Origin of the sequence: Streptomyces sp. NPDC002742 (assembly GCF_042888885.1) — a bacterium.
Taxonomy (GTDB): domain Bacteria; phylum Actinomycetota; class Actinomycetes; order Streptomycetales; family Streptomycetaceae; genus Streptomyces.
Genome location: NZ_JBIAQF010000022.1, coordinates 58154 through 82843, shown reverse-complemented (window position 1 = coordinate 82843; position 24690 = coordinate 58154). Strand labels below are relative to the sequence as shown.

At 71.2% G+C, this 24690-nt stretch carries 22 protein-coding genes and 1 tRNA gene; 8 read left to right on the top strand and 15 right to left on the bottom strand.

Translation table 11 applies throughout. The features are described 5' to 3' along the window. Window positions 1–2: 2 nt before the first annotated feature. Window positions 3–455, bottom strand: coding sequence for a GNAT family N-acetyltransferase (locus tag ACFYW8_RS32300; RefSeq protein ID WP_389085404.1), 453 nt, complete (start codon window positions 453–455; stop codon window positions 3–5). Between the two features lie 255 nt (window positions 456–710). Between ACFYW8_RS32300 and ACFYW8_RS32295 the strand changes: the two genes are divergently transcribed. Further along, entirely contained in the window at window positions 711–1478 is a 768-nt protein-coding gene (locus ACFYW8_RS32295; protein ID WP_389085400.1) for a LuxR C-terminal-related transcriptional regulator, read from the top strand. Here the strand turns inward: ACFYW8_RS32295 and ACFYW8_RS32290 are convergent. Further along, window positions 1437–1934 carry a MarR family winged helix-turn-helix transcriptional regulator gene (locus ACFYW8_RS32290; RefSeq protein ID WP_261703948.1) on the bottom strand — a complete coding sequence of 166 codons (498 nt, stop codon included), beginning with the start codon at window positions 1932–1934 and terminating at the stop codon, window positions 1437–1439. The two genes, ACFYW8_RS32295 and ACFYW8_RS32290, sit on opposite strands and share 42 nt — an antisense overlap. Before the next feature lie 189 nt (window positions 1935–2123). On the opposite strand from ACFYW8_RS32290, the gene ACFYW8_RS32285 reads away from it, so the two are divergent. Continuing rightward, window positions 2124–2942: a trans-aconitate 2-methyltransferase gene (locus ACFYW8_RS32285; RefSeq protein ID WP_365876562.1), complete on the top strand. Its 819-nt coding sequence runs from the start codon at window positions 2124–2126 to the stop codon at window positions 2940–2942. Further along, window positions 2942–3310 (top strand): VOC family protein, encoded by a 369-nt coding sequence (locus ACFYW8_RS32280; RefSeq protein WP_389085389.1) that lies wholly within the window; start codon window positions 2942–2944, stop codon window positions 3308–3310. The genes ACFYW8_RS32285 and ACFYW8_RS32280 overlap by 1 nt, the downstream gene beginning before the upstream one ends. A 115-nt stretch (window positions 3311–3425) precedes the next feature. Here the strand turns inward: ACFYW8_RS32280 and ACFYW8_RS32275 are convergent, their stop codons facing one another. Both ACFYW8_RS32275 and ACFYW8_RS32270 read right to left on the bottom strand, forming a co-directional pair. After that, window positions 3426–4106, bottom strand: coding sequence for a TetR/AcrR family transcriptional regulator (locus ACFYW8_RS32275; protein WP_361683917.1), 681 nt, complete (start codon window positions 4104–4106; stop codon window positions 3426–3428). Further along, complete coding sequence (locus ACFYW8_RS32270; RefSeq protein ID WP_365876541.1) at window positions 4103–5116, bottom strand: fatty acid desaturase; 1014 nt, start codon at window positions 5114–5116, stop codon at window positions 4103–4105. The genes ACFYW8_RS32275 and ACFYW8_RS32270 overlap by 4 nt, the downstream gene beginning before the upstream one ends. A 352-nt stretch (window positions 5117–5468) precedes the next feature. On the opposite strand from ACFYW8_RS32270, the gene ppc reads away from it, so the two are divergent. After that, window positions 5469–8201: a phosphoenolpyruvate carboxylase gene (gene ppc, locus ACFYW8_RS32265; protein WP_389085380.1), complete on the top strand. Its 2733-nt coding sequence runs from the start codon at window positions 5469–5471 to the stop codon at window positions 8199–8201. Window positions 8202–8330: 129 nt separating this feature from the next. Here the strand turns inward: ppc and ACFYW8_RS32260 are convergent, their stop codons facing one another. The 7 genes from ACFYW8_RS32260 to ACFYW8_RS32230 form a co-directional block, all read right to left on the bottom strand. After that, window positions 8331–8828 (bottom strand): hypothetical protein, encoded by a 498-nt coding sequence (locus ACFYW8_RS32260; protein ID WP_365876537.1) that lies wholly within the window; start codon window positions 8826–8828, stop codon window positions 8331–8333. A 191-nt stretch (window positions 8829–9019) separates the two neighbouring features. After that, a complete protein-coding gene (pth, locus tag ACFYW8_RS32255; RefSeq protein WP_365876535.1) occupies window positions 9020–9631 on the bottom strand; it encodes an aminoacyl-tRNA hydrolase in 612 nt (203 codons plus the stop codon). 73 nt (window positions 9632–9704) lie between these two features. Next, the gene (locus ACFYW8_RS32250; protein WP_389085371.1) at window positions 9705–10289 is read right to left on the bottom strand and encodes a 50S ribosomal protein L25/general stress protein Ctc; all 585 of its coding nucleotides are present in this window, start codon (window positions 10287–10289) and stop codon (window positions 9705–9707) included. A 183-nt stretch (window positions 10290–10472) separates the two neighbouring features. Next, entirely contained in the window at window positions 10473–11447 is a 975-nt protein-coding gene (locus ACFYW8_RS32245) for a ribose-phosphate diphosphokinase (protein WP_389085365.1), read from the bottom strand. 125 nt (window positions 11448–11572) lie between these two features. Further along, the gene (glmU, locus tag ACFYW8_RS32240; protein ID WP_365876529.1) at window positions 11573–13021 is read right to left on the bottom strand and encodes a bifunctional UDP-N-acetylglucosamine diphosphorylase/glucosamine-1-phosphate N-acetyltransferase GlmU; all 1449 of its coding nucleotides are present in this window, start codon (window positions 13019–13021) and stop codon (window positions 11573–11575) included. A 116-nt stretch (window positions 13022–13137) separates the two neighbouring features. After that, window positions 13138–13208 (bottom strand) — tRNA-Gln (locus ACFYW8_RS32235). An 11-nt stretch (window positions 13209–13219) separates the two neighbouring features. Next, window positions 13220–14095: a hypothetical protein gene (locus ACFYW8_RS32230; protein WP_389085357.1), complete on the bottom strand. Its 876-nt coding sequence runs from the start codon at window positions 14093–14095 to the stop codon at window positions 13220–13222. A gap of 167 nt (window positions 14096–14262) precedes the next feature. Between ACFYW8_RS32230 and ACFYW8_RS32225 the strand changes: the two genes are divergently transcribed. Then, window positions 14263–15573 carry a histidine kinase gene (locus tag ACFYW8_RS32225; protein WP_365876525.1) on the top strand — a complete coding sequence of 437 codons (1311 nt, stop codon included), beginning with the start codon at window positions 14263–14265 and terminating at the stop codon, window positions 15571–15573. Window positions 15574–15928: 355 nt separating this feature from the next. Here the strand turns inward: ACFYW8_RS32225 and ACFYW8_RS32220 are convergent, their stop codons facing one another. After that, the gene (locus ACFYW8_RS32220) at window positions 15929–16459 is read right to left on the bottom strand and encodes an SUKH-3 domain-containing protein (RefSeq protein ID WP_389085350.1); all 531 of its coding nucleotides are present in this window, start codon (window positions 16457–16459) and stop codon (window positions 15929–15931) included. 78 nt (window positions 16460–16537) lie between these two features. Beyond that, on the bottom strand, window positions 16538–17041 hold the full coding sequence (locus tag ACFYW8_RS32215; protein WP_365876521.1) for a YwqJ-related putative deaminase: 504 nt from the start codon (window positions 17039–17041) through the stop codon (window positions 16538–16540). A gap of 229 nt (window positions 17042–17270) precedes the next feature. Between ACFYW8_RS32215 and ACFYW8_RS32210 the strand changes: the two genes are divergently transcribed. From ACFYW8_RS32210 to ACFYW8_RS32200, 3 genes are all read left to right on the top strand, one after another. After that, a complete protein-coding gene (locus ACFYW8_RS32210) occupies window positions 17271–18305 on the top strand; it encodes an SMI1/KNR4 family protein (RefSeq protein ID WP_389085342.1) in 1035 nt (344 codons plus the stop codon). Between the two features lie 7 nt (window positions 18306–18312). Next, window positions 18313–21201: an SUKH-4 family immunity protein gene (locus ACFYW8_RS32205; RefSeq protein ID WP_389085337.1), complete on the top strand. Its 2889-nt coding sequence runs from the start codon at window positions 18313–18315 to the stop codon at window positions 21199–21201. A 384-nt stretch (window positions 21202–21585) separates the two neighbouring features. Continuing rightward, entirely contained in the window at window positions 21586–22473 is an 888-nt protein-coding gene (locus ACFYW8_RS32200; protein WP_389085332.1) for a cellulose-binding protein, read from the top strand. A 16-nt stretch (window positions 22474–22489) separates the two neighbouring features. Here the strand turns inward: ACFYW8_RS32200 and ACFYW8_RS32195 are convergent, their stop codons facing one another. After that, window positions 22490–24133 (bottom strand): cation acetate symporter, encoded by a 1644-nt coding sequence (locus tag ACFYW8_RS32195; RefSeq protein ID WP_365876513.1) that lies wholly within the window; start codon window positions 24131–24133, stop codon window positions 22490–22492. Continuing rightward, complete coding sequence (locus tag ACFYW8_RS32190; RefSeq protein ID WP_389085323.1) at window positions 24130–24618, bottom strand: DUF485 domain-containing protein; 489 nt, start codon at window positions 24616–24618, stop codon at window positions 24130–24132. Before ACFYW8_RS32190 ends, ACFYW8_RS32195 begins: the two co-directional genes overlap by 4 nt. Window positions 24619–24690 lie beyond the last annotated feature (72 nt).

Below are 24690 nucleotides of genomic sequence, written 5' to 3'. Positions count from 1 at the left end.
CGTCAGCCCCAGCGCTTCGTCAGCGTGTACTCCGTGATCCCCGGCGGATAGCCGGGGATCACGCACACCACGTCGTACCCCTGCTTGCGGTAGAAGTCCGGGGCCTGGAAGTCCCAGGTCTCCAGGCGGGCGGCGCGGCAGCCGCGTTCCGCGGCGGCGGCCTCGGCCTCCGCGAGGAGCCGGCCGCCGAGGCCCGCGCCCCGGTGCCGGTCGTCGACCCACAGGTAGGTGACGTGCAGCCAGGTCGTCCAGGTGTGACCGGCCAGACCGCCGGCCAGCTCGCCGGCCTCGTCCATGGCCCAGACCTGGATCGGGAGTTCACGCTCATCCGGGGTTCCACGCAGCGCGCGCAGCACAGGGGACGCCGCCGTGTTCGTGTCCAGCAGTCGCCTGCGGAGCAGATCCCGACGGTCTTTGTCGTCTCCTGTCTCGATACGAAACATACGGCTCACCATAAACGGGCCGTCCAACCAGTTCTGCAAATTGCCTTCCGCTCCCGGCCCCCAGCCGTACTCTGATGAACAGTGCCGGTGGGGGCCGGTGCTGATCAGGGGGCGAGACAGTCGGGTACGACGCCCGAAGTGGGGGTAGCACTTCCAGCACGGCGGCGGCCGTGCGGCGGCGGCACCTCGTTTTCGGGTCGCAAGCGGGCTCGGAATCTCTTCGGGCGCCGTACCCGTACGGACCGTCCCCCGACAGTGGGGGTTTCTGTGGTTCGCATCCGAGTACTGGTCGTCGACGACCACCGCATCTTCGCCGAGTCGCTCGCCGCCGCTCTCGCGGCCGAGCCCGACGTGGACGTGTCCGCCGCGGGCAGCGGTCCCGCCGCGCTGCGCTGCCTCGAGCGCGCGGCGGCGGAGGGCCGCCGTTTCGACGTGCTGCTCGTCGACGCGGACCTGGGCGGCAATCTGCCCGGCATGCGTCCGGCGGTGCCCGTCCAGGAGAGCAACGAGGACGGTCTGGTGGACGGCATCTCGCTCGTCGCCGGGGTGCGCTCCGGGCAGCCGAGCGTGCGGACCGTCGTGCTGGCCGAGAAGGACGATCCGCGCCGGGCCGCGCTCGCCCTGCAGGCCGGGGCCTCGGGGTGGGTCGCCAAGGACTGTTCGCTGTCGCGGCTGCTCACCGTCATACGGGGTGTGCTGCGCGACGAGACCCATCTGCCGCCCGCCCTGCTCACCGGGGTGCTCCGGGAGCTCACCGCCGCGCGCAAGCACCGGACCGAGAGCGAGCGGCTCGTCGAGTCGCTGACGCCGCGGGAGCGCGAGGTGCTGCGGTGCATGGTCGCGGGGCTCGGGCGCAAGGCGGTGGCGGAGCGGCTCTTCCTCTCCCCCCACACCGTCCGCACGCATATGCAGAACGTTCTCGGGAAGCTCGGCGTGCACTCCACCCTCGCCGCCGTGGCCCTGGCCAGGCGCGCCGGGGTCGGACCCGTCGACCTAACCGGGGATATTGTCGAACGGGGCGGTCAACTGGCGTAGCAGTCCGGCCAGTTCACCGCGCTGTGCCCTGCTCAGCTCGGCGAGGATCGCCCGCTCCTGGTCGAGCAGACCCGCCAGCGCCTGGTCGGCGCGGTCGCACCCCTCGTCCGTGAGGCGGACGAGCACGCCCCTGCGGTCGCTCGGGTCCGGGAGGCGCTCCACGAGACCCTTCTTGGTGAGACGGTCGATGCGGTTCGTCATCGTGCCCGAGGTGACGAGCGTCTGTGTGAGCAGTTGCCCGGGGGAGAGCTGATACGGGGACCCCGCGCGCCGCAGCGCCGTCAGGACGTCGAACTCCCAGGGCTCCAGGCTGTGCTCGGCGAACGCCAGCCGGCGCGCACGGTCCAGATGCCGGGCCAGTCTGCTCACCCGGCTGAGCACCTCGAGCGGTTCCACGTCGAGGTCCGGGCGCTCCCGGCGCCACGCAGCCACCAGCCGATCGACCTCGTCCTCCATGACGATCAGTGTAGTGGTTGTGTCGACATGAAGTCTCTTGATATGGAGTCTCTCGATATAAAGTATCTCGATATGAACTCTCTTGACGTCGAGAGATTTTTTCTGGGAGGCTGGAGCCCGAACGGTCCGGCAACCGCTGTCCCCTTCCGCGGTCCGCGACCTCTGCGGCGACTTCCGAGGAGGCCACCCATGACTGCCGCCACCACCCCCGGCTGGGACCCCGGCCAGTATCTGCGCCACTCGCGGCACCGAGCCCGCCCCTTCGCGGACCTTCTCGCCCAGGTCCCGGAGATCCCCGGCGACCCGGCACGCGTCGCCGACCTCGGCTGCGGCCCCGGCAACGTCACCGTCCAGCTCGCCGACCGCTGGCCCACCGCCCACATCACCGGGTACGACAACTCGGCCGAGATGCTCGCGAGGGCCGAGGAGTACGCCGGCCCCGTCACCGGCGGCGGACGCCTCGACTTCGCCCACGCCGACCTCACCGACTGGGCGCCCACCGAGACGTACGGCCTGATCACCTCGAACGCCGCGCTCCAGTGGGTGCCGGGCCACCTGGAGTCGTTCCCCGGCTGGCTCGACGCGCTCGCGCCCGGTGGCGTCCTGGCCTTCCAGATGCCCCACAACACCGACGCCCCGCTGCACGTCCTGCTGCGCGAACTGGCCTCCTCCCCCCGCTGGAAGGGCCGTCTCGGCGACACCCTGCGTCCCGCGGACTCGGTCCACGACCCGCTCGTCTACCTGGACCGCCTGGAAGCCCTCGGCTGTCGGACGGACGTCTGGGAGACGACGTACATGCAACTGCTGACCGGGCCGGACCCGGTGCTCGACTGGGCGAAGGGGACCGCGCTGCGACCGGTGCTGACCGTCCTCGCGGACGATCCCGAGGCCCTGGACGCGTTCGTCGCCGCATACCGGGACCTGCTGCGCGACGCCTACCCGGCGCGGCCGTACGGCACGGTGCTGCCGTTCCGCCGGCTGTTCGCCGTGGCCCGGAAGGACGCCTGATGCTCGCCGCCCTCGACCATGTCCAGCTCGCCGCCCCGCCGGGTTCCGAGGACCGGCTGCGCGCGTACTACGCCGACGCGCTCGGCATGACCGAGATCCCCAAACCGCCCGTCCTCGCCGCCCGCGGGGGCTGCTGGTTCCAGGCGGGAGCCGTCCAGCTGCACCTCGGGATCGAGACCTCCTTCCGTCCCGCCAAGAAGGCCCACCCCGGACTGCGCGTCACCGGCATCGACGCCCACGCCGCGCGGATCGCGGCCACGGGCGCCCCCGTCACCTGGGACGAGGACCTGCCCGGCCACCGGCGCTTCTTCTCCGAGGACCCGGTCGGCAACCGCCTCGAATTCCTGGAGCCGCTCGTCCGCGCATGACGAGAAGCCCCCGGGGAGCTCGGCTCCCCGGGGGCTCTCCGTCGCCCTCGCGCCGGCCGCCCGGAACGCGAGGCCGGGAGAATGCTGCCGCCCTCGCGCTCTCCGCCCTCGCGCTCTAGGCCTTCCGATGCCCTATCAACCGCGGCTTCGGCTCCAGGCCGTCCAGGCCGTGCCACGCCAGATTCACCAGATGCGCGGCCACCTCCGCCTTGCGCGGCTTGCGGACGTCCAGCCACCACTGGCCCGTCAGCGCGACCATGCCCACCAGGGCCTGGGCGTACAGCGGCGCCAGCTTCGAGTCGAAGCCGCGGCTCTTGAACTCGCGGCCCAGGATGTCCTCCACCTGGGTGGCGATGTCCGAGATCAGCGACGCGAACGAACCCGTCGACTGGGGGATGGGGGAGTCACGGACGAGGATGCGGAAGCCGTCCGTGTACTCCTCGATGTAGTCCAGGAGGGCGAACGCGGCCTGCTCGCACAGCTCGCGCGGATGGCCCGCCGTCAGCGAACTGGTCACCATGTCAAGGAGCCGGCGCATCTCGCGGTCCACCACCACCGCGTACAGACCCTCCTTGCCGCCGAAGTGCTCATAGACCACCGGCTTGGAGACACCGGCCTTCGCCGCGATCTCCTCCACCGACGTGCCCTCGAAGCCCTTGGCCGCGAACAGGGTGCGGCCGATCTCCAGCAGCTGCTGACGGCGCTCGGCGCCGGTCATGCGGGTGCGGCGCGCACGCCGCGGCTTTTCACTGCTGCTCGGGGTGCTGCTGGAGTCGGTCGCCACGCCGTCAATCATGCCGCTTCAGCGGTTTCCGTCTTGCGTCGGGAGCTGTTCCCGTCGTCGCTGCGGCGCGAATCGATACGCGAGCGTGACGGCCAGCGCACGTCGTACGCCCAGCCGAGCTGCTCGCACCAGCGGATGATCCGGGCCGAGGAGTCGATCTGGCCGCGGTCCACACCGTGCCGGGCCGACGTCGGGTCGGCGTGGTGCAGGTTGTGCCAGGACTCGCCGCACGAGAGCACCGCCAGCCACCACACGTTGCCCGAGCGGTCACGCGACTTGAAGGGGCGCTTGCCGACCGCGTGGCAGATCGAGTTGATCGACCAGGTGACGTGGTGCAGCAGCGCCACCCGGACGAGGGAGCCCCAGAAGAACCCGGTGAACGCGCCCCACCACGACATCGTCGCCAGACCGCCGATCAGCGCCGGCAGAGCGAGCGAGAGCAGCGTCCAGAGGATGAACTGACGCGAGATCGCCCGGATCACCGGGTCCTTGACCAGATCCGGCGCGTACTTCTCCTGAGACGTCCGCTCCTCGTCGAACATCCATCCGATGTGTGCCCACCACAGGCCCTTCATCAGCGCCGGAACCGTCTCGCCGTAACGCCACGGCGAGTGCGGGTCACCTTCCGCGTCGGAGAACTTGTGGTGCTTGCGGTGGTCGGCGACCCAGCGCACGAGCGGGCCCTCGACCGCCATGGACCCCGCGATCGCGACCGCGATCCGCAAGGGGCGCTTCGCCTTGAAGGAGCCATGCGTGAAGTAGCGGTGATAGCCGATCGTGACGCCGTGGCAACCCAGGTAATAGAAGAAGACCATCAGGCCGAGATCCAGCCAGCTCACCCCCCAGCCCCAGACCAGCGGCACCGCCGCGAGCAGCGCGAGGAACGGGACGGTGATGAAGAGGAGAAGGGTGAGCTGTTCGAGTGACCCCTTCTTCTCGCCGCCGAGGGTGGCGGCGGGGAGCGAGGTGTCGTCGTCGTCCGCCCGCGGGGCGTCGTCGATCACATCGGAACTCGTGGTCATGGGCGTCCCCTGTGGGGTTCGAGGGTGAGGAGCGGCGGGGAAGGGTGTCCGGGTGCGAAACCCAGGGTCCCCCCGTCGTCCGACGGGAATACCTACGGGTCCGTAACCTACGGCGTCGTAAGTATGTCAGCGCGTAGCCCGGCGGCAAGAGCCCGTGAGCCTGCACGTCCGAGGGGACACCTATCCTTGGTATCGGTCGGACAGCGCGGTCCGTTCTGATTTCTTCCCGGATGCCACCTCCCTAAGCGGCACCCGCCGCGCGCGGTCGCCACCCGGGTTCCCTCCCAGACGAGCTTCAGACGAGATTCCCCCACTCTTCAGACGAGCTTCAACACTGCAAGGAGCCGCACCTGTGAGCAGTGCCGACGACCAGACCACGACGACCAGCAGCGCACTGCGCGCCGACATCCGCCGCCTGGGCGATCTGCTCGGTGAGACCCTCGTACGGCAGGAGGGCCCCGAGCTCCTGGAACTGGTCGAGAAGGTCCGCCGCCTGACCCGCGAGGACGGCGAGGCCGCCGCCGAACTGCTGCGCGGCACCGAACTGGAGACCGCCGCCAAGCTGGTCCGCGCCTTCTCGACCTACTTCCACCTCGCCAACGTCACCGAGCAGGTGCACCGCGGCCGCGAACTGCGCGCCAAGCGCGCCGCCGAGGGCGGCCTCCTCGCCCGTACGGCCGACCGGCTCAAGGACGCCGACCCCGAGCACCTGCGCCAGACGGTCAAGAACCTCAACGTGCGCCCCGTGTTCACCGCCCACCCCACCGAGGCGGCCCGGCGCTCGGTCCTCAACAAGCTGCGGCGCATCGCCGCGCTCCTTGAGACCCCGGTCATCGAGGCCGACCGCCGCCGCCACGACACCCGCCTCGCCGAGAACATCGACCTGGTGTGGCAGACGGACGAACTCCGGGTGGTCCGCCCCGAGCCCGCCGACGAGGCGCGCAACGCCATCTACTACCTCGACGAGCTGCACGCCGGCGCCGTCGGCGACGTCCTGGAGGACCTCACCGCCGAACTGGAACGCGTCGGCGTCGTCCTCCCGGACGAGACCCGGCCCCTCACCTTCGGCACCTGGATCGGCGGCGACCGCGACGGCAACCCGAACGTCACCCCCGACGTCACCTGGGACGTCCTGATCCTCCAGCACGAACACGGCATCAACGACGCCCTGGAACTCATCGACGAGCTCCGGGGCTTCCTGTCGAACTCCATCCGCTACACCGGCGCGACGGAGGACCTGCTGGAATCCCTCCAGACCGACCTGGAGCGCCTGCCGGAGATCAGCCCCCGCTACAAGCGCCTCAACGCCGAGGAGCCCTACCGCCTCAAGGCCACCTGCGTCCGGCAGAAGCTGGAGAACACCAAGCTCCGCCTCGCCAAGGGCACGCCCCACGAGGACGGCCGCGACTACCTCGGCACCGCCGAACTGCTGCGCGACCTCACCCTCATCCAGACCTCGCTGCGCGAGCACCGCGGCGGCCTGATCGCCGACGGCCGCATGAACCGCACCATCCGCACGCTGGCCGCCTTCGGCCTCCAGCTCGCCACCATGGACGTACGCGAGCACGCGGACGCCCACCACCACGCCCTCGGCCAGCTCTTCGACCGCCTCGGCGAGGAGTCCTGGCGCTACGTGGACATGCCGCGCGACTACCGCGCCAAGCTCCTCGCCAAGGAACTGCGCTCCCGGCGCCCGCTCGGCCCCACCCCCGCGCCGCTCGACGCCGCCGGCCAGAAGACCCTCGGTGTGTTCGAGACCGTCAAGAAGGCCCTGAAGATCTTCGGGCCCGAGGTCATCGAGTCGTACATCATCTCGATGTGCCAGGGCGCCGACGACGTCTTCGCCGCCGCCGTCCTCGCCCGCGAGGCCGGACTGCTCGACCTGCACGCCGGCTGGGCGAAGATCGGCATCGTGCCGCTCCTGGAGACCACCGACGAGCTCAAGGCCGCGGACACGATCCTGGAGGACATGCTCTCCGACCCCTCGTACCGCCGTCTGGTGGCACTGCGCGGGGACGTCCAGGAGGTCATGCTCGGCTACTCCGACTCCTCCAAGTTCGGCGGCATCACCACCTCGCAGTGGGAGATCCACCGCGCCCAGCGCCGACTGCGCGACGTCGCCCACCGCTACGGCGTACGCCTGCGGCTCTTCCACGGCCGCGGCGGCACCGTCGGCCGCGGCGGCGGCCCCTCGCACGACGCGATCCTCGCGCAGCCCTGGGGCACCCTGGAGGGCGAGATCAAGGTGACCGAGCAGGGCGAGGTCATCTCCGACAAGTACCTGGTCCCCTCGCTGGCCCGCGAGAACCTCGAACTGACGGTCGCCGCCACCCTCCAGGCGTCCGCCCTGCACACCTCGCCCCGCCAGTCCGACGAGGCGCTGGCCCGCTGGGACGCCGCGATGGACGTCGTCTCCGACGCCGCCCACTCCGCCTACCGGCGGCTCGTCGAGGACCCCGACCTGCCGACGTACTTCCTCGCCTCCACGCCGGTCGACCAGCTCGCCGACCTGCACCTGGGCTCGCGGCCCTCCCGCCGCCCCGGCTCGGGCGTCTCGCTCGACGGACTGCGCGCCATCCCTTGGGTCTTCGGCTGGACCCAGTCGCGGCAGATCGTGCCCGGCTGGTTCGGCGTCGGCTCCGGTCTCAAGGCACTGCGCGAAGCGGGCCTGGACACCGTGCTCGACGAGATGCACGAGCAGTGGCACTTCTTCCGGAACTTCCTCTCGAACGTCGAGATGACCCTCGCGAAGACCGATCTGCGGATCGCCCGCCACTACGTCGACACCCTCGTCCCGGACGAGCTCAAGCACGTGTTCGCCACCATCGAGGCGGAGCACGAGCTGACCGTCCGCGAGGTACTGCGCATCACCGGCGGGGAGAAGCTGCTCGACACCCACCCGGTGCTCCAGCAGACCTTCGCCATCCGTGACGCCTACCTGGACCCGATCTCCTACCTCCAGGTCGCCCTCCTCAAGCGCCAGCGCGACGAGGCGGCGGCGGGGCAGCACGCGGACCCGCTGCTCTCGCGGGCCCTGCTGCTGACGGTCAACGGTGTGGCGGCGGGACTGCGCAACACCGGCTGACCGGGCGACACCGGCCGAAGACCAGAGAAGGCGCCCTCCGCACTCGTATCCGTACGAGCGCGGAGGGCGCCTTCCGCTGTCCGTGTGTGTCCGTGCGGATGCCCACAGGCGGGGCGGCGAAGGGTGTGCCTACAGGGCCAGGAACGTGGCCGTCAGCAGCGCGATCCCCGTCCCCGCCATCAGCCAGGCCGCGCGGGTCCGCCCCAGACCGCCCGCTACCACCACCGAGGCGAGCAGCAGGGCGCCGGCCAGCGGCACCCAGGCGTAGAGCAGGCCGGCCGGACCGCTGCGTACGACCTCGTCGCTGCCGGGCTTCACCGTGACCGTGTAGGTCCCGCCCTTCCGCACCGCCACCGACTGGTCGATGACGACGCGGGCCCGCGCCCGTGAACCCGGCGACACCGGCGTGTACGGCCCCGAGCACACCTCGCCCGAGCACGCCCGCACGGCGATCGTGCCCTGCTCCCGGCCCTTGCTCAGCATCACGTGCTGTGCGGTGCCCCAGGAGGCCCAGACACCCGCGATCAGGATGAGCCCGGTGACCAGGCCCATCACCGCGAGCTGCCCGAAGCGCAGCGCCGCGTACGCGCTCTGACTGGAGGTGACGGCACGCATGGCGGGGATCATTGGCCATGGCCGCGCACTCGGTCAACTCCGGTGGGGGACAAGTCGGCAGTTGTACGGGTACATCGACCGCCCGGCCGTCCCCCGCGATCTTCCCGGCCGTCCCCCGCGATCTTCCCGGCCGTTCCGCGCGGTCTTCCCGGCCGTTCCGCGCGGTCTTCCCGCCCGCCCCCGCGGTCCTTCCCGGCCGTACCTCAGGAGTTGTACGTGCTCTGGGCCCGCTCCAGGCCCTCGATCACCAGAGCCTCCACCGCGTCCGCCGCACGGTCCACGAAGTAGTCCAGCTCCTTGCGCTCGGCCGACGCGAAGTCCTTCAGCACGAAGTCCGCGACCTGCATACGGCCCGGAGGGCGCCCGATGCCGAACCGCACCCGGTGATAGTCCGCGCCCATCGCCTTCGTCATGGACTTCAGGCCGTTGTGGCCGTTGTCCCCGCCGCCCAGCTTCAGCCGCAGCATGCCGTAGTCGATGTCCAGCTCGTCATGGACCGCCACGATGTTCGCCGTCGGCACCTTGTAGAAGTCCCGCAGCGCGGTCACCGGACCACCCGACAGGTTCATGTACGACATCGGCTTGGCCAGGATCACCCGGCGGTTCGCCGGACCGGGCGGCCCGATCCGGCCCTCGATCACCTGGGCCTGCGCCTTGCCGGCCCGCTTGAACTTCCCGCCGACCCGGCCCGCCAGCAGATCGGCCACCATGAAGCCCACGTTGTGCCGGTTCATGGCGTACTCGGGGCCCGGGTTGCCGAGGCCCACGATCAGCCAGGGCGCGTTGGCGTCGGTCGTCACGTCCGTGTCTCCCATGTGTCCTTGATACGCGGCAGCCGCCGCTCCCGACAGGAGCGGCGGCTGACACAGATGAAGATTCCCGGGGGGATCAGGCCTCGGCGGCCGCGGTCTCGCCCTCGGCGGCCGGCTCCTCGGCCTGCGCCGACAGGACCTGGATGACGACCGCGTCCTCGTCGATCGCCAGCGTGGTGCCCTTGGGGAGCTTGATGTCCTTGGCGTGGATGGAGGCACCGGCCTCCAGGCCCGCGATGGAGACGGTGACCGACTCCGGGATGTGGGTGGCCTCGGCCTCGACCGTCAGGGTGTTCAGCACGTTCTCGACGAGGAAGCTGCCCGGGGCCAGCTCGCCCTCGGTGTGCACGAAGACCTCGACGGTGACCTTCTCGCCGCTCTTCACGAGGAGCAGGTCGACGTGGTCGAGGCTGCCCTTGATGGCGTCACGCTGGACGGCCTTCGGGATCGCGAGCTGGGTCTTGCCCTCGAGCTCCAGGGTGAGCAGGACGTTCGCGGTACGCAGGGCGAGCTGCAGCTCGTGGCCCGGGAGCGTGATGTGGAGCGGCTCGGTGCCGTGACCGTAGACGACGGCGGGGACCTTGGCCTCGCGGCGGATGCGGCGGGCGGCGCCCTTGCCGAACTCGGTGCGGGTCTCGGCGGCGAGCTTGACCTCGGACATGTTCACTCCTCGTAGATCCTGGGGAAAGAGGTCACCCGGCCGAACCATCGGCCTGCTACGAAGAGCGCGTCGATAACGGATTGCCGCACAGAAGTGCGGCCTCCCTCGCCGAGCAACTGTGACAGCTTACGGGGCGGGGAGGCCGTACATGAAATCGATCTAGGCGACCGGCGGAGCCGAGGGTCAGTGCTCCTCGAACAGGCTCGTCACCGAGCCGTCCTCGAAGACCTCACGCACCGCGTTCGCGATCGTCGGCGCGATCGACAGCACCGTGATCTTGTCGAGCTCCAGCTCGCCCGGGGTCGGCAGGGTGTCCGTGAAGATGAACTCGCTGACCTTGGAGTTCTTCAGACGGTCGGCCGCCGGACCGGAGAGCACGCCGTGCGTGGCCGTCACGATGACGTCCTCCGCGCCGTGCGCGAACAGCGCGTCCGCCGCGGCGCAGATGGTGCCACCCGTGTCGATCATGTCGTCGACGAGCACGCAGACGCGGCCCTTCACATCACCGACCACCTCGTGGACGGTGACCTGGTTGGCGACGTCCTTGTCGCGGCGCTTGTGCACGATGGCCAGCGGAGCGTCGAGACGGTCGCACCAGCGGTCGGCGACCCGCACGCGGCCGGCGTCCGGGGAGACGACGGTGAGCTTGGACTTGTCGACCTTGGCGCCCACGTAGTCCGCGAGGATCGGCAGCGCGAACAGGTGGTCCACCGGGCCGTCGAAGAAGCCCTGGATCTGGTCCGTGTGCAGATCGACCGTGAGGATGCGGTCCGCACCGGCCGTCGCCATCAGGTCCGCGACCAGACGCGCCGAGATCGGTTCACGTCCGCGGTGCTTCTTGTCCTGACGGGCGTAACCGTAGAAGGGCACGATCACCGTGATGCTCCGGGCGGAGGCCCGCTTCAGAGCGTCGATCATGATCAACTGCTCCATGATCCACTTGTTGATCGGAGCCGTGTGGCTCTGCATCAGGAAGCAGTCGGCGCCGCGCGCGGACTCCTGGTAGCGGATGTAGATCTCACCGTTGGCGAAGTCGAAGGCCTTCGTCGGGACAACCCCGACACCCAGCTGGTGGGCGACCTCCTCGGCAAGCTCGGGGTGGGCGCGGCCGGAGAAGAACATCATCTTCTTCTCGCCGGTCGTCTTGAACCCGGTCACAGCACTGTCTCCTCAGAGGTCTTCTGCATGAGAGGTCTTCTCAGCTGGGTTGCGAGAGGGCTTCTCAGCTGGGGTGCGGGTGTGCACTTATCACGGTACGCCGTCCCGGACGCACCGCTTTCCGGTCAGCCTTCGCCGGCCGTCTCCCGGGAGGCGGTCTCCGCGGCCTTCGCCGCCGCGCTTCCCGGACGCTTGCGGGCCACCCAGCCCTCGATATTCCGCTGCTGGCCACGGGCCACGGCCAGCGAGCCGGGCGGCACGTCCTTGGTGATGACCGAGCCCGCCGCGGTGTACGCGCCGTCCCCGACCGTGACAGGAGCCACAAACATGTTGTCCGAACCCGTACGGCAGTGCGAGCCGATCGTCGTGTGGTGTTTGTCCTGCCCGTCGTAGTTCACGAACACGCTCGCGGCACCGATGTTCGAGTACTCGCCGATCGTCGCGTCGCCCACGTACGACAGGTGCGGGATCTTCGTGCCCTCGCCGATCGTCGCGTTCTTCGTCTCGACGTACGTACCGACCTTGGCCTTCAGACCGATCCGCGTCCCCGGACGGAGATACGCGAACGGTCCCACGCTCGCCTGCGGACCCACCTCGGCGCTGACGGCCACGGTGTTGTCGACACGGGCACCGGCACCCACCCGGGTGTCCTTCAGGCGGCAGTTGGGCCCCACCTCGGCACCCTCGGCGACATGCGTGGCGCCCAGGAGCTGTGTCCCGGGGTGCACGATCGCGTCCTGCTCGAAGGTGACCGTCACGTCGACCCAGGTCGTCGCGGGGTCGATGACGCTGACGCCGGCCAGCATGGCCCCGGTGAGCAGCCGGTCGTTCAGGGTGCGGCGCGCCTCGGCGAGCTGCACGCGGTTGTTGATGCCGGCGATCTCGCGGTGGTCGGCGGCGACGGCCGCGCCGACGCGGTGCCCGGCCTCGCGCAGGATCCCGAGGACGTCCGTCAGGTACTCCTCGCCCTGGCTGTTGTCCGTCCGGACCTTGCCGAGCGCGTCGGCGAGCAGCTGTCCGTCGAACGCGAAGACACCCGAGTTGATCTCACGGATCGCGCGCTGCGAGTCGCTCGCGTCCTTGTGCTCGACGATCGCGGTGACCGCGCCGCTGGCGCCGTCCCGCACGATGCGGCCGTAGCCGGTGGCGTCGGGGACCTCGGCGGTCAGCACGGTGACGGCGTTGCCGTCGGCGCTGTGGGTCGAGGCGAGTGCGAGCAGGGTCTCGCCGCTGAGCAGGGGGGTGTCGCCGCAGACCACGACGACGGTGCCGTCCACGCCCTCGCCGAGCTCTTCGAGGGCCATCCGTACGGCGTGCCCGGTGCCGTTCTGCTGGGCCTGCACCGCGGTCCGGACGCCCGGGTCGATCTCCGCGAGGTGCGCGACGACCTTCTCGCGGGCGTGCCCCACGACGACGACGAGGTTCTCGGGATCCAAGTCGCGTGCGGCGGCGAGCACATGGCCGACGAGGGAGCGTCCGCAGATGTCGTGCAGGACCTTGGGTGTGGCCGATTTCATACGGGTGCCCTCACCCGCTGCGAGAACGACGACGGCTGCCGGGCGATTGGCGCTCACGGGGTTGCCCTTCGGCTTCGGATGACTGGGGTGTGGACATCCGCAGGATACCGGGGCGAATCAGGAGGGATGTGGGAGAGGGCCCTGACGGAGCTTGTCAGGGCCCTCTCCGCAGGCTCCCGGGGAAGGAATCGAACCCTCATTCAATGGACCAAAACCATTTGTCCTGCCATTAGACGACCCGGGATGGTATGCACGCTATGTCCGATTCGATTCATCGGCTTCGCGTGCGGACAACACTATGCCGTACCACCAGCCTTCGATGCGACGGTACAAGTCGGCGCCACCGCGCACGCCGACTCGAAGGCAGCCGTGGTAACGCTCGTTGGTGTTCTTGCGGTTCGTGCGCGGATTGTGCTTCTTGATAGAGGTCTTGAGGAGATCGGCCGTCTCGATGTCGACGTGCTCCGCCCAGAACTTCTCGGCGGCTGCAGTGTCGGCGGTCTCATGGATGTGCACCGCGAACCGGAGATGTTCCCGCTCGACCCCGAGCAGGTGCAGCCACGCCAGGAAGACGGTGATCATGTCCGGATCGCTGTTCACGAAGACGATGCGCTCTTGTCGGCGGTAGGGCTTGCTCTTGGATCCCTCGGCCCAATAAAGGCCCACACCCACGAGGAAGAGTTCTCGGTCGGTCATGGCGCCGATTTCCTCGGCCGCCGCGCGCTTGGTCCGCCGGCGTTCCTCCTCCCGCTTCCGGAGCGTGGCCTCCCAGCCGCTCTTGGCGATCGCCGAAGCCTCCTCGCGGGTCCGCGTCCGCCGCTCCGGCTGCGGCAGATCCCGTACCCAAAGCGAGATCGAACTCTTCGAGCAGCCCAGTTCCACCTGGATCCGGTCGTACGTCCAGCCCTGGACGCGTAGCTCGCGGGCCCTGTCGCGGAGGTCGTCCTTCGCCCGCGGGCGCTTGGTCCAGTCCGGTGGTGGCTCGCCCTGGAGAAGGCGGTTGAGGATGTCGTTGTTGTAGATGTGCAGTCGGTCACGGATCTGACGGCGGCTGAGTCCCGCTCGTCGAAGCGTGATCGCTTGTTCCCGCATGGTCTCGAAATCCGCGTACTTGCTCGGGGAATTTGCCATAGGCGTACCGTCCGGCCGGAATGTGAACTTCCGGGGTCGAACGATGATCGATTCAGCAGTTCGAGGGATATCGGTTGGTTTCGCTTCTGTTCGATGGTGGGGTGTGGTGTAGGCCGGTAGGCAAAACTCACCGGAAATGGGCCGGGGGGCGACCGTAGGCTGGAGGCATGACCACGACGGGGGAAGAGCGCACCGCGGCCGGGACCGGCCCGTGGTGGTGGGTCGGATGGCGTAGTGCGGTGTTGGACGCGGGGCTCGCTCTGGCGTCCGCGGTCGAGTGCGGGGGCGAGGGGGTCCGCTTCGCGCACGACGCGGGACTGCCCGCTCCGGTGGGCGTCGTCTTCGGGGTGATCGCCGGGTCCGTGCTGCTGGTGCGGCGGAAGTGGCCGATCGCGGTCGTCCTGGTGTCCATCGCGATCACGCCCGCCCAGATGGGCTATGTGATGGGACTCGTCGGGCTGTACACGCTCGCCGCGTCCGAACTGCCGCGGCGCATCATCGCGGCGCTGGCGGGGATGTCCTTCGCCGGCATGCTGATCGTCACGTTCGTCCGGGCGCACCAGGGCGTGGTGCGCGGGGATGTGGCGATGGGGGACTGGTTCGTCCCGTTCGCCTCCCTCACGACGGCGATCGGGATGACCGCGCCACCCGTGCTGCTCGGGCTGTACATGGGGGCCAGGCGGCGGCTGATGGAGAGCCTGTGGGAGCGGGCGGACTCGCTGGAGCGGGAGCTGCAGCTGCTCGCGGAGCGGGCCGAGGAGCGGGCCGAGTGGGCGCGCAACGAGGAGCGCACCCGGATCGCGCGGGAGATGCACGACGTGGTCGCGCATCGGGTCTCGCTGATGGTGGTGCACGCGGCGGCCCTTCAGGCGGTCGCGCGGAAGGATCCCGAGAAGGCCGTGAAGAACGCCGCCCTGGTGGGGGACATGGGGCGTCAGGCGCTCACGGAGCTGCGGGAGATGCTGGGCGTGCTGCGTACGGGGAACGGGGTGGACGCGCGGGTTCCGTCGGTCCCGCTGGCGGCGGTGGGGGCGGCCGCGGCCGCCGCGGCGTCGCGGGCGGCGGACGACACCGGGGCCGGTGAGGGGCCGAGCCTGGCCGAGATCGACGAGCTGATCGGGCAGTCGGCGGCGGCGGGGATGGTCGTGGCGCTGTCGGTCGAGGGGGACCTGCGCGCGTACGCCCGGGAGATCGAGCAGACCGCCTACCGGGTGGTGCAGGAGGCGTTGACGAACGTCCACAAGCACGCGGCGGGGGCGAAGACGTACGTCCGGCTGGCGCATCGGGTGTCCGAGATCGCGATGCAGGTGGAGAACGAGTGTCCGCCGGAGGTGGGGGTGGGGTCGTCCGTGCGGTTGCCGAGCGGGGGGAACGGGTTGCTGGGCATGAAGGAGCGGGTGGCCGCTCTGGGGGGCGTGTTCGTGTCGGGGCCCACGGACGCGGGCGGGTTCCGGGTGTCGGCGGTGATCCCGGCGTAGCTCGCCTCTGGCGTTTCGCGGTTCGGGTGCGGCGGGTGGGTCGGGGCCGTGCCGGTACATCCGCCCGCATCCGGACGGATCCCACCGGCGTTTCGAGGTGGGGGTGGGTGCTGATCCGTCCGGCCTGCGGGCATTCGATGTACCGGCGTCCCCTGCCGCGCGTCCCCTGCCGCGCGTACCCGGCTGCGGGTGCGCGGTGGCTTGGGTGCAACCCCACCCTCACGCGCGTGAAAATTCAGCCCCTCCGCTGTTTGAGGAGCGGGGTCCGGGGCGGAACCCCAGGGTCGGGACGGGTAGGGGCGGAGGGGGCGGAAACGGCCCTGGGGCCTCGGGCCGGCGTGAGCCGGGTGGGTGGTCAGGTTGCGGTGAGGCGGGCTGGGGCCGTGCCGGTGAGGAGGGTGGTGAGGGCGGCGTCGATGTGGGGGCCGAGATACCAGTCGCCGGTGTGGTCGAGGGTGTAGACCCGGCCCTCGGCGTCTATGGCGAGCAGGGCGTGGGAGTCGGACTCCTCGCCGATGGGGCAGACCTCGGTGTCGAGCGCGCGGCCGAGGTCGCCGAGGGTGCGGGCCATGTGCAGCCCGTGCAGGGGGTCGAGATGGAGCAGGGCGGGGGAGAGCTGGCGCCCGGGCCCCTTGGCGCCGACGCGCAGACCTCCGAACTCCGCCCACGCCTCGACCGCGGCGGGAAACACGGCGTGCCGGTGCCCGGCAGGCGACGCGTGTCCGCGCAGCTCGTCGGCCCAGTACTCGGCCTGCTTTATGTCCCAGCGTCCCGGCTGCCATCCCGCCGAGCGCAGTGCGGCGTCGACGGGTTCGGGGAAACGGGAGGCGGGTCCCCCCTGTCCGGCAGGGGGGAAGAGGCTGGAGGCGGCGCGGTCGGAGTGCATCTGCCCTTCGTTCGTCGAGGGATGGGACATCGGCGTCGCGGGACGCCGTCACAAGTACGTATGCGGGAGAAGGGGAGTTCAGGCGTCCGGTGCCGCCGGGTCGACGACGCGTACGCCGAAGTGGTCGCTGAGCGCCGTGCAGGAGCGGCAGGGCGCGGCGAAACTGCCGTGCAGCGGGTCGCCGTCCTCGCGGATGCGGCGCGCGGTGAGCTTGGCCCCCTTGAGGGCCTTGCGGGCCTCGCCGTTGGTCATCGGCTTGCGGGTGGCCCGCTTGCTGCGTTCGGTGTCGGCGGACGCGATGTGCCGGGAGATCAGGATGGCCTCGGCGCAGCGGCCGGTGAAGCGGTCGCGTTGGGCGTTCGTGAGGGTGTCGAGGAAGTCCTGGACCAGCGGGTGAAGAGCGGGTGGCTGGTCGCCGCGGGCGGCCGTGCCGGTGAGGGTGGCGCCGCGGACGGAGAGGGCGGCGGCGACGGTGGGGAGTATGCCGTCGCGGCGGTACAGCAAAGTCGGGGCGTGCAGCGCCTCGGCGCTGCTCCAGCCGACCCGGGGGTCCCCGGACGTGCCCGTATGCGTCGCATTCATGATCGTTTTTCCCTCCCGTGCATCCCCCGGTGCGGAGACAGACTGCCAAATGCGGTGGCGGGAGCGGTAGCTGGGGCGCCGCGACACGCCAGGTCTTCGGCTTACGGTCACTGCGGGGTGACGGCTGGTCACGGAACGGGAGGCCCGGTGACCGGTGTCGTACAACCGAATAGGCTGTCGACATCCGCGCTCCATCCAGCTATTGAGAACGCCGCAGGGGGCAACCGCCATGACGACAGGTCGGCTCGGGCTGGGGGCACCTCCCAGCCGCCAGGCTGCGGGACAAGCCGCGCCGCCGAACGCGGCCTACGCCGGGCAAGTCGTGCACTTCCCGGATCCGGTCCGGGCCGCACGCCATCCCGGAGGTGTACGGATCGACGAGCGCGGTTATCCCGACTTCTCGTTCTACGCGCGCGGCGCGGCGGAGATCGCCGAGCCCCCGGAGGGTTTCGGCGTCGACGAGTTGAGGCTGACGGACTACGTCTCCGCGAACGCCGCTCTCGCCGCGTCGGGTCACGATCTGTGGGACACGATCCCGTCGGTGGCGACGCCGCACGGCTGGACGTGGCATCACGTGGCGGGCACCCGGCGGCTGGAGTTGGTGCCTGTCGAGGTGAAGGCGCTGCTGCGGCATCACGGTGGTGTCGCGACCGCGGCCGTCGACCATTCCAAGCGGGGGACGCGGCCGTTGCAGGAGACGCGGCCCGCGCACTTCGGGCTGCCGAAGTCGTCGGTCGCGGTGACCGAGCAGCAGGTGCTGGGGGTCGAGGAGGACCTCGGCTACCGGCTGCCGGGCGCCTACCGGTCGTTCCTGAAGGCGGCGGGCGGGTGCGCGCCGGTCGGCGCGGCGCTCGACGCCGAGCTCGGACTGCTGGTGGACCAGCCGTTCTTCACGGTTCGCGACGAGGCCGCCGTCAATGACCTCGTGTATGTCAACAAGTGTCTGCGCGACCATCTGACCAAGGATTACCTGGGTGTCGGGTTCGTGCAGGGCGGTCTGCTGGCCGTGAAGGTGAAGGGCGACCGGATCGGTTCGGTCTGGTTCTGCGCGTTCGACGACGCCCGGGACCAGGATGCCTGGCAGGCGGCCGAGCGGGTGGAGCGGCTGCTGCTGCCGTGCGGTGACGACTTCGACCAGTTCCTGTCCCGGCTGGCCGGCGATCCGCCGGAGTTGGAGACGGTGGCGAATCTGATGGTGGACGGCGGGTTCGCCTACGCCGTGCCCGTGTCTTCGGCGTCTTCGGCGTCTTCTGTGGGGGAGTGACGTTGCGATGGTGACCTTTGCGCAGGCGCAGGAGCGTGCGGAAGAGTGGATCAACGGGGACGTGCCCGGATACCAGCACCGCGAGGTGCGGGTACGCGAGTTCGAACTCGGTTTTGTCGTATGGGCGGAGGACCGTGCCGAGGGTCCGCGTTCCGACGGGGGCGCGCAGCGGCTCGTCATCGCGCGGGACAGCGGGGAGGCCACGCTGTGGCCCGCGCTGCCGGTGGGTGAGGTCATCCGCCGGTACGAGGAGGAGTACGGGGCGCCGGACGCGTCCCCCGAACCGGCGCCGGCGCCCGCGGCCCGGGTCGACCTGAATCAGACGTCGTTCCTGCTGAGTCCCCCGGAGTGGCTGCAGGAGGCCGCGGACAGGATGGGGATTCCGGACCGGCGCGCGGGGTCGGGATCTTCGGGCTCCGACGGGGCGGGGTCGCGTGCGGCCGCCGCGGCGGACGGGTCCGTGAACGGGGCTTCGGGGGGCGGAGGTTCGCTGTCGGGTGCGCCGGGAGACTCCGGGGCGCACGGGTTGCCGTCCGCGCCGGGGGAGCATGCCGCTTCCCCGGCCGGGGCGCCGGGTGCGCGGTCCTCGTCCTACTCGGTTCCCGCCACCACGCCCGGTGTGCCGCCGGTTGCCGGCGGGGGTACGCCCTGGCCGGCCGCCGCGACCGGCGACGAGGAGGTTCCCGCTCCGCGGGACGCGATGCCGGACGTTCCCGCCGACGCGACCCCGTGGGCGGGGACGGACACGAACGCCGATCCCGGGGACGACCGTTCCGTACCGTTGCCGGCGACCGTGTTCGCGCCGCAGCTCTCCGACGTCGACGACTCCCGGACCCCGCCGCCCGCCGCGGCGTACGACCGGACCGCGATGATGTCCGGGGGCAGCCAACTCCCGCATACGACACTGGCACCGGTGGCCGGGGAGCCGAACTCCCCGGCGCCGTCAGGTTCTTCACCGGGGCACGGGCTGCCCGGCGGTCCGCCGCCCGGGGTGTCTTCGTACGGGTATCCGCAGGGGCCCGGCGCGCAGGGTCCGCCGCCCGGAGCCTCCGCGTACGGCTATCCGCAGGGTCCGGGCGCCGGCCGGGGCACACCGCCGCCCGGCGCCCCGGTCCCCGGTGGTCCGCAGGGGACGCCGCCGCCGGGTGCGCCCGCGTCCGGGTTCCCCCAGGGGCCGGGCACACCGCCGCCCGGCGCGCCGCCCGCTCCGGGTGCCGTCGGCACATCGCCGCCCGGCGCGCCGTCGCGGCCGCTTCCTCCGCACGCCGGTGACATCGCCGACGCCGCGACCAGCAAGGCGCAGGCGCCGCCCCGCGGGGCGCGCGGTGGCGGGGCGAGCGCCCCGCATCCGCCGAGCGCCCCGGGGGTCCCGGGTGGGCGGCCGGGCGGCACGCCTCAGCCGTCCGGGCCGGGCGCTCCGGGAACGCCCGCGGGCGGGTACGTGCCGACACAGCTCGTCTCGCAGCTCGGGCCGGACGGGCCCGAGGGGGTCCCAGGGGTGCCCGGTGCGCCCCGGCCGCCCGGCGCCACGCCTCCGGGCGGCGGAGTCCACCACGCCGCGACGATGCTGGCGGGGCCCGCGGTGGGCGGACCGGGTGCGCCGCAGCCGCCCGGCGTCCCTGGTGCGCCGGGGGTTCCGGGCGCACCCTGGCAGCAGGCCGGTCCCGGTGCGCCGCAGCCGCCCGGCGCCCCTGGCGCGCCGCAGCCTCATGGGGGCACGCCTCCCGGTGGGGTGCACCATGCCGCGACCATGTTCGCCCCGCCTCCCGTCGGGGGCCCGGGTGCGCCGCCGCCGCAGGCCCCCGGTATGCCGCCGGGTGTCCCTCAGCCCATGCCGGGGCAGCCCATGCCGGGGCAGCCCGTGCCCGGACAGCCCATGCCGGGGCAGCAGCCGCCCGCGTACGGCTATCCGCAGCCGGCGCAGCCGACCGTCGGGCCCGGCTATCAGGCCGTGCTGCGGTATCGGGCGCACGACGGGTCGGAGCAGCAGCTGATCCGGCGGTCCGCGCCGGGTACACCGCATCCGGAGTGGCAGATCCTGCACGAGCTGCGCGCCATGAACGTGCCGCCGCAGCAAGTGCTGGAGCTGCACACGGAGCTGGAGTCCTGTGAGCTGCCGGGCGCGTACTGCGCGCGGATGATCAGGGAGACCTTCCCGCAGGCGCGGATCACGAGCATCGCGCCGTACGGCACGGACCACGCGAGCCGTCAGCAGGGCATGCATCAACTCCTCGCACATCAGGGTGAGTTGCACCAGGTGGCGGACGGGCCGGCGCGGCCGGCGCCGGTACGGGCGCCGATTCCGCCGGTGCAGCCCGCGCCGCCGATCCCGCCGGAGGCGATCGGGCAGGAACTGGCGGCGGCGTTCGGGCCGGGGATGTTCCGGTTCGACCAGGCGGCCGTGTCGCGGCAGGGTGTGCCCGACATCGTGGCGCACACCCTGGTCGTGGCCGGGCTGCCGGTCGACATGGGGCCGTTCTTCTGGGCGCAGGCCCAGCCGGGCCGTCCGGTGCCGACGCTCGCCGAACTGGCGCAGGAGCGCGGGGTGGCGGCGTCCCCGGACGCGGGCTCGTACCTCGTCATGGGCAGCGACTTCGGCAAGGCGATCTGTGTCCAGTACGGCACGGCGAACATCGTCGCGGTGCCGGTGGAGGCCGGTCCCGGGGGCGCTCCGGTGCCGCCGCAGTTCGTGAACACCGGGCTGCCCGAGTTCGCGCGCTGTCTCGCGCTGCTCGGCCGGATGTGGCGGCTGCGGTTCGGCCTCAACCAGGAGCAGGCGGGCCGCTGGACCGTCGACTTCCAGGCACAGCTCGCCTCGTTGGACCCGGCGGCACTCGCCTCCCCGGAGAGCTGGTGGTCGGTCCTGCTGGAGGAGATGTGGGACGGATTGCTGTAGGCCGCGGCCCGGTAGGAGAGCGGGACGACCGGGGCAACGGCGGTTACGGCCGGTTGCGGCGGTTACGGCGGTTACGGCGGTACGGACGAGGCGCTCGACCTGTGAGACGGGTCGGGCGCCTCATCCGTTGGTACGAGGTGGTGCGCCGGGTCCGTACACGGGTGGAAGGCCCGGCGCGTGGGACCGTGCGAAGGGCCGAACCGCTTCTCTTCGGGTGCCGTGCCGGTGGCGCCCCTCGGGCCGCTGACCTCAAATGACACGGGTATGACCCGTCTCGGGCCGAATGGGCGCGCGGAGTGTCGCGTTATGAACACTTCCGCGTGATCCATCAAGATGTGCGCGAAATCGTCTTTTCGTGTGTGTCGGGCGGAGAGGGGTCCAAGGATGAGCAGCACATCGGTGTCGCCGCACGGCTTCGTGGCCGTACGGGGACGTGGGTACCGTCCCGAGCAGGTCGACGCGTACGCCGCGGCGCTCTCCCGGGGCCGCGACGCCGCGTGGGAACGGGCCGCCCGGCTCACCGTGCTGGCGAAGGACATGGAGGCCGAGGCGGAGCGGTTGCGGGAGGCCGTGACCCGGCTCGCCCCGCAGACGTACGAGGAGCTCGGCGAGCGGGCAGGGCGGATCTTCCAGCTCGGACAGGAGCAGGCCGAGGCCCTGCGGGAGGAGGCGCGGGGCGAGGCCCGGTCGGAGGCCGAGGAGGCCGAGGCCGCGGGGCGCGAGGTGCGGGAGGCCGCCCAGGCGTACGCCGACGACGTGCGCGTCCGCGCGGAGGAGTGGGCCCTGCGGAGGCTCCTCGACGCGCGTGCCGAGGCCGACGAGGTACGGATCTGCGCCCGGCGGGACGTCAAGGAGAACCGGGGGGAGGTGCTGACCGTGCTGCGCGAGGTGCGTCGGCGGGCGGAGGCGCTGGTCACGGGGCAGGACGCGGAGCACACCGCGCGGAGTGCGGAGGCCGAGCGGGCGGAGGCCGAGCGCGAGGCCGCGTTCGAGGCTCACCACGTCGAACGCGCGGCGCGCGCCGAGGAGTCGCTCGCCCGGGCCACGCGGGCCCTCGCCGAGGCGGAGGATTCGGACCGGCATCAGCAGGAGGACGCGGCGGCGCGGGCCGCCGAGCTGCTCGCCGAGGCCCGGGTCAGCGAGGAACGGATCGCCCGGGAGACCGACCGGGTGCTGCGCGAGCACGCGGAACGATGGGATCACGTACGGGCCCATATGGACCACGTACAGAGCAGTCTCACGTCTCTCATGGGGCGGGCCCCGGCGGAGTAGTCACCTCACCCCGCCCTCACCCCCGTTCACCGCCCCTTCGTATCGCCCCCGCCAGAATCCATCCCTCCACCGCCTCGTACTGCCTCCGCTGCTCCTCCGCCTTCCGGCGCCCCGAGACCACGGTCCCGATCCACCCGTAGGCGAAGCCCAGCGGGATCGACACGAGGCCGGTCGTGGTGAACGGGAACCAGTTGAAGTCGGCGTCCGGGAACGCCGCGGTGGGGGAGCCGGAGACGAGGTTGGTGCCGGGCATGAGGACGAGGACGGTAAGGGTGCCGCCGATGAGCGTGGCGAGGAGCCCGGTGCGGGTGTAGCGGCGCCAGAAGAGGCTGTAGACCAGCGCGGGCGCGATCGCGGAGGCGCCGATGCAGAAGGACAGGGTGACCAGCGGCTGCAGGCTGCGGTGCTGGGCGAGGGTGGCGAGCAGGATGGCCGGTGCCCCCACCGCCAGTGCCGAGATACGGGCGAGGAGCATCTCGCGGCGCGGGGAGAGTTCGTCGTCGTGGCGACGGCCCCGGAACAGCCTGCTGTGCGCGAACACGTCGTGGGCGAGGGAGTTGGCGCAGGCCAGGATCATCCCGGCGACGGACGCGAGCAGCGTCAGGAAGATCGCTGTCGTCACGGAGGTGAACAGGAGCGTCTCGGTGGTGGAGACGGATGTGCCGAACACGGCCCTGGAGCCCAGCAGGTAGGCCGTGTTGCCCTGCGGATCGGCTGCCGCTATCTCACCGCGGCCGATCATGGCCGTGGCGCCGAAGCCGATGACGCTGACGATCAGCACGAACAGGGCCACGCACGGAACCGCCCAGGACAGCGACCTGCGCACCTGACGGGCACTGTCCGCCGTGTACATGCGCATGGTGATGTGGGGGAGGCAGGCGCCGCCGAGGACGACCGTCAGCTCCGAGGTGATCATGTCCAGGCGGGGGCTGGCGCCGCCCGCGAACTGGAGGCCGGAGCGCAGGAAGGCGTCGCCCACGCCGCTGTTCCCGGCGGCGGCGGCCAGCAGCGTGCCGGGGTTCCAGTCGAAGCGCCGCAGGACGAGTACGGCGACGACAGCGCCCGAGCCGAGCAGCATCACGATCTTCAGGATCTGGATGAGGGCGGTGCCCTTCATGCCCCCGATCGCCGCGTAGCTGATCATCAGCACGCCGAGGCCGATGACGCAGCCGGTCTTGAGGGAGTCGCCGGAGAAACCGAGGATGAACGCCAGTAGGTCGCCCGCGCCCGCCAGTTGGACCAGCATCAGCGGCAGCAGTGCCACGATGGTCACCGCGCAGGCCGTGTTGCGGACGGCCCGGCCCGGCGTCCGGCGCGCGAGCGCGTCGCCCATGGTGAACCGGCCCGCGTTGCGCAGCGGTTCGGCCAGCAGGAACATCAGCAGCATCAGGGAGAGGGCCGTGCTCAGGGCGAGGACGACCCCGTCGTAGCCGGCCAGCGCGATGACGCCACCGGTGCCGAGCACGCTCGCCGCCGAGATGTAGTCCCCGGCGATGGCGAGGCCGTTGCGCATCGGTGAGAGCGATCCGTAGCCGGTGTAGAACTCGTCCAGGTCATCGCGGTCGGGGCCGGTCATCACGCACAGCAGCAGGGTGATCGTGGCGACGGCCGTGAACGCCACGAGCGACATGGCCTGCGCGGAACTGGTGAACCCCGTCATCGTGCCGCCTCCCGCTTCGCGTCCAGATCTGTCTGCCTGCGGATCCGGTCCGCGATCGGGTCCAGGCGCCGGCGCGCGGAGTGCTCGTACAGCCAGATGGCCAGGCAGGTGACGGGGACCTGGAGCAGGCCGAGCAGCAGGCCGGTCGGCATTCCGCCGGACACCGTGCTCGTCATCAGCGACGGCGCGAAGGCCGACAGGAGGAGGAAGAGGGTGAAGTAGCCGAGTGCGGTGAGGGTCGCGACGCGCCGCTGCCGACGGTAGGCGCCGCGCAGGAGCCTGATGTCGCTGTGCTGTCCGAGCGGCTGGTGGCGCGGCCTCCGCCGTGGAGGGGGCTCGGGAGGCCGGGGCTGTGGTTGCCAGGGGTAGGTCAGCTGGGCGGGAGCGGGAGCGGGAGCGGGGTCGGGCGCCGGATGTCCGGAGTGCCGGGGCCGCTGCGGTTGCTCGTCGTACGGCGGATGCGTCGGATACGGCGGATGCGTCAAATGGGGCGAATCCGGCGGGTAGGGCTGGTGCGGGGGGTTCCGGGGAGGCTGCGGCGGCGGGTACTGGCGTTG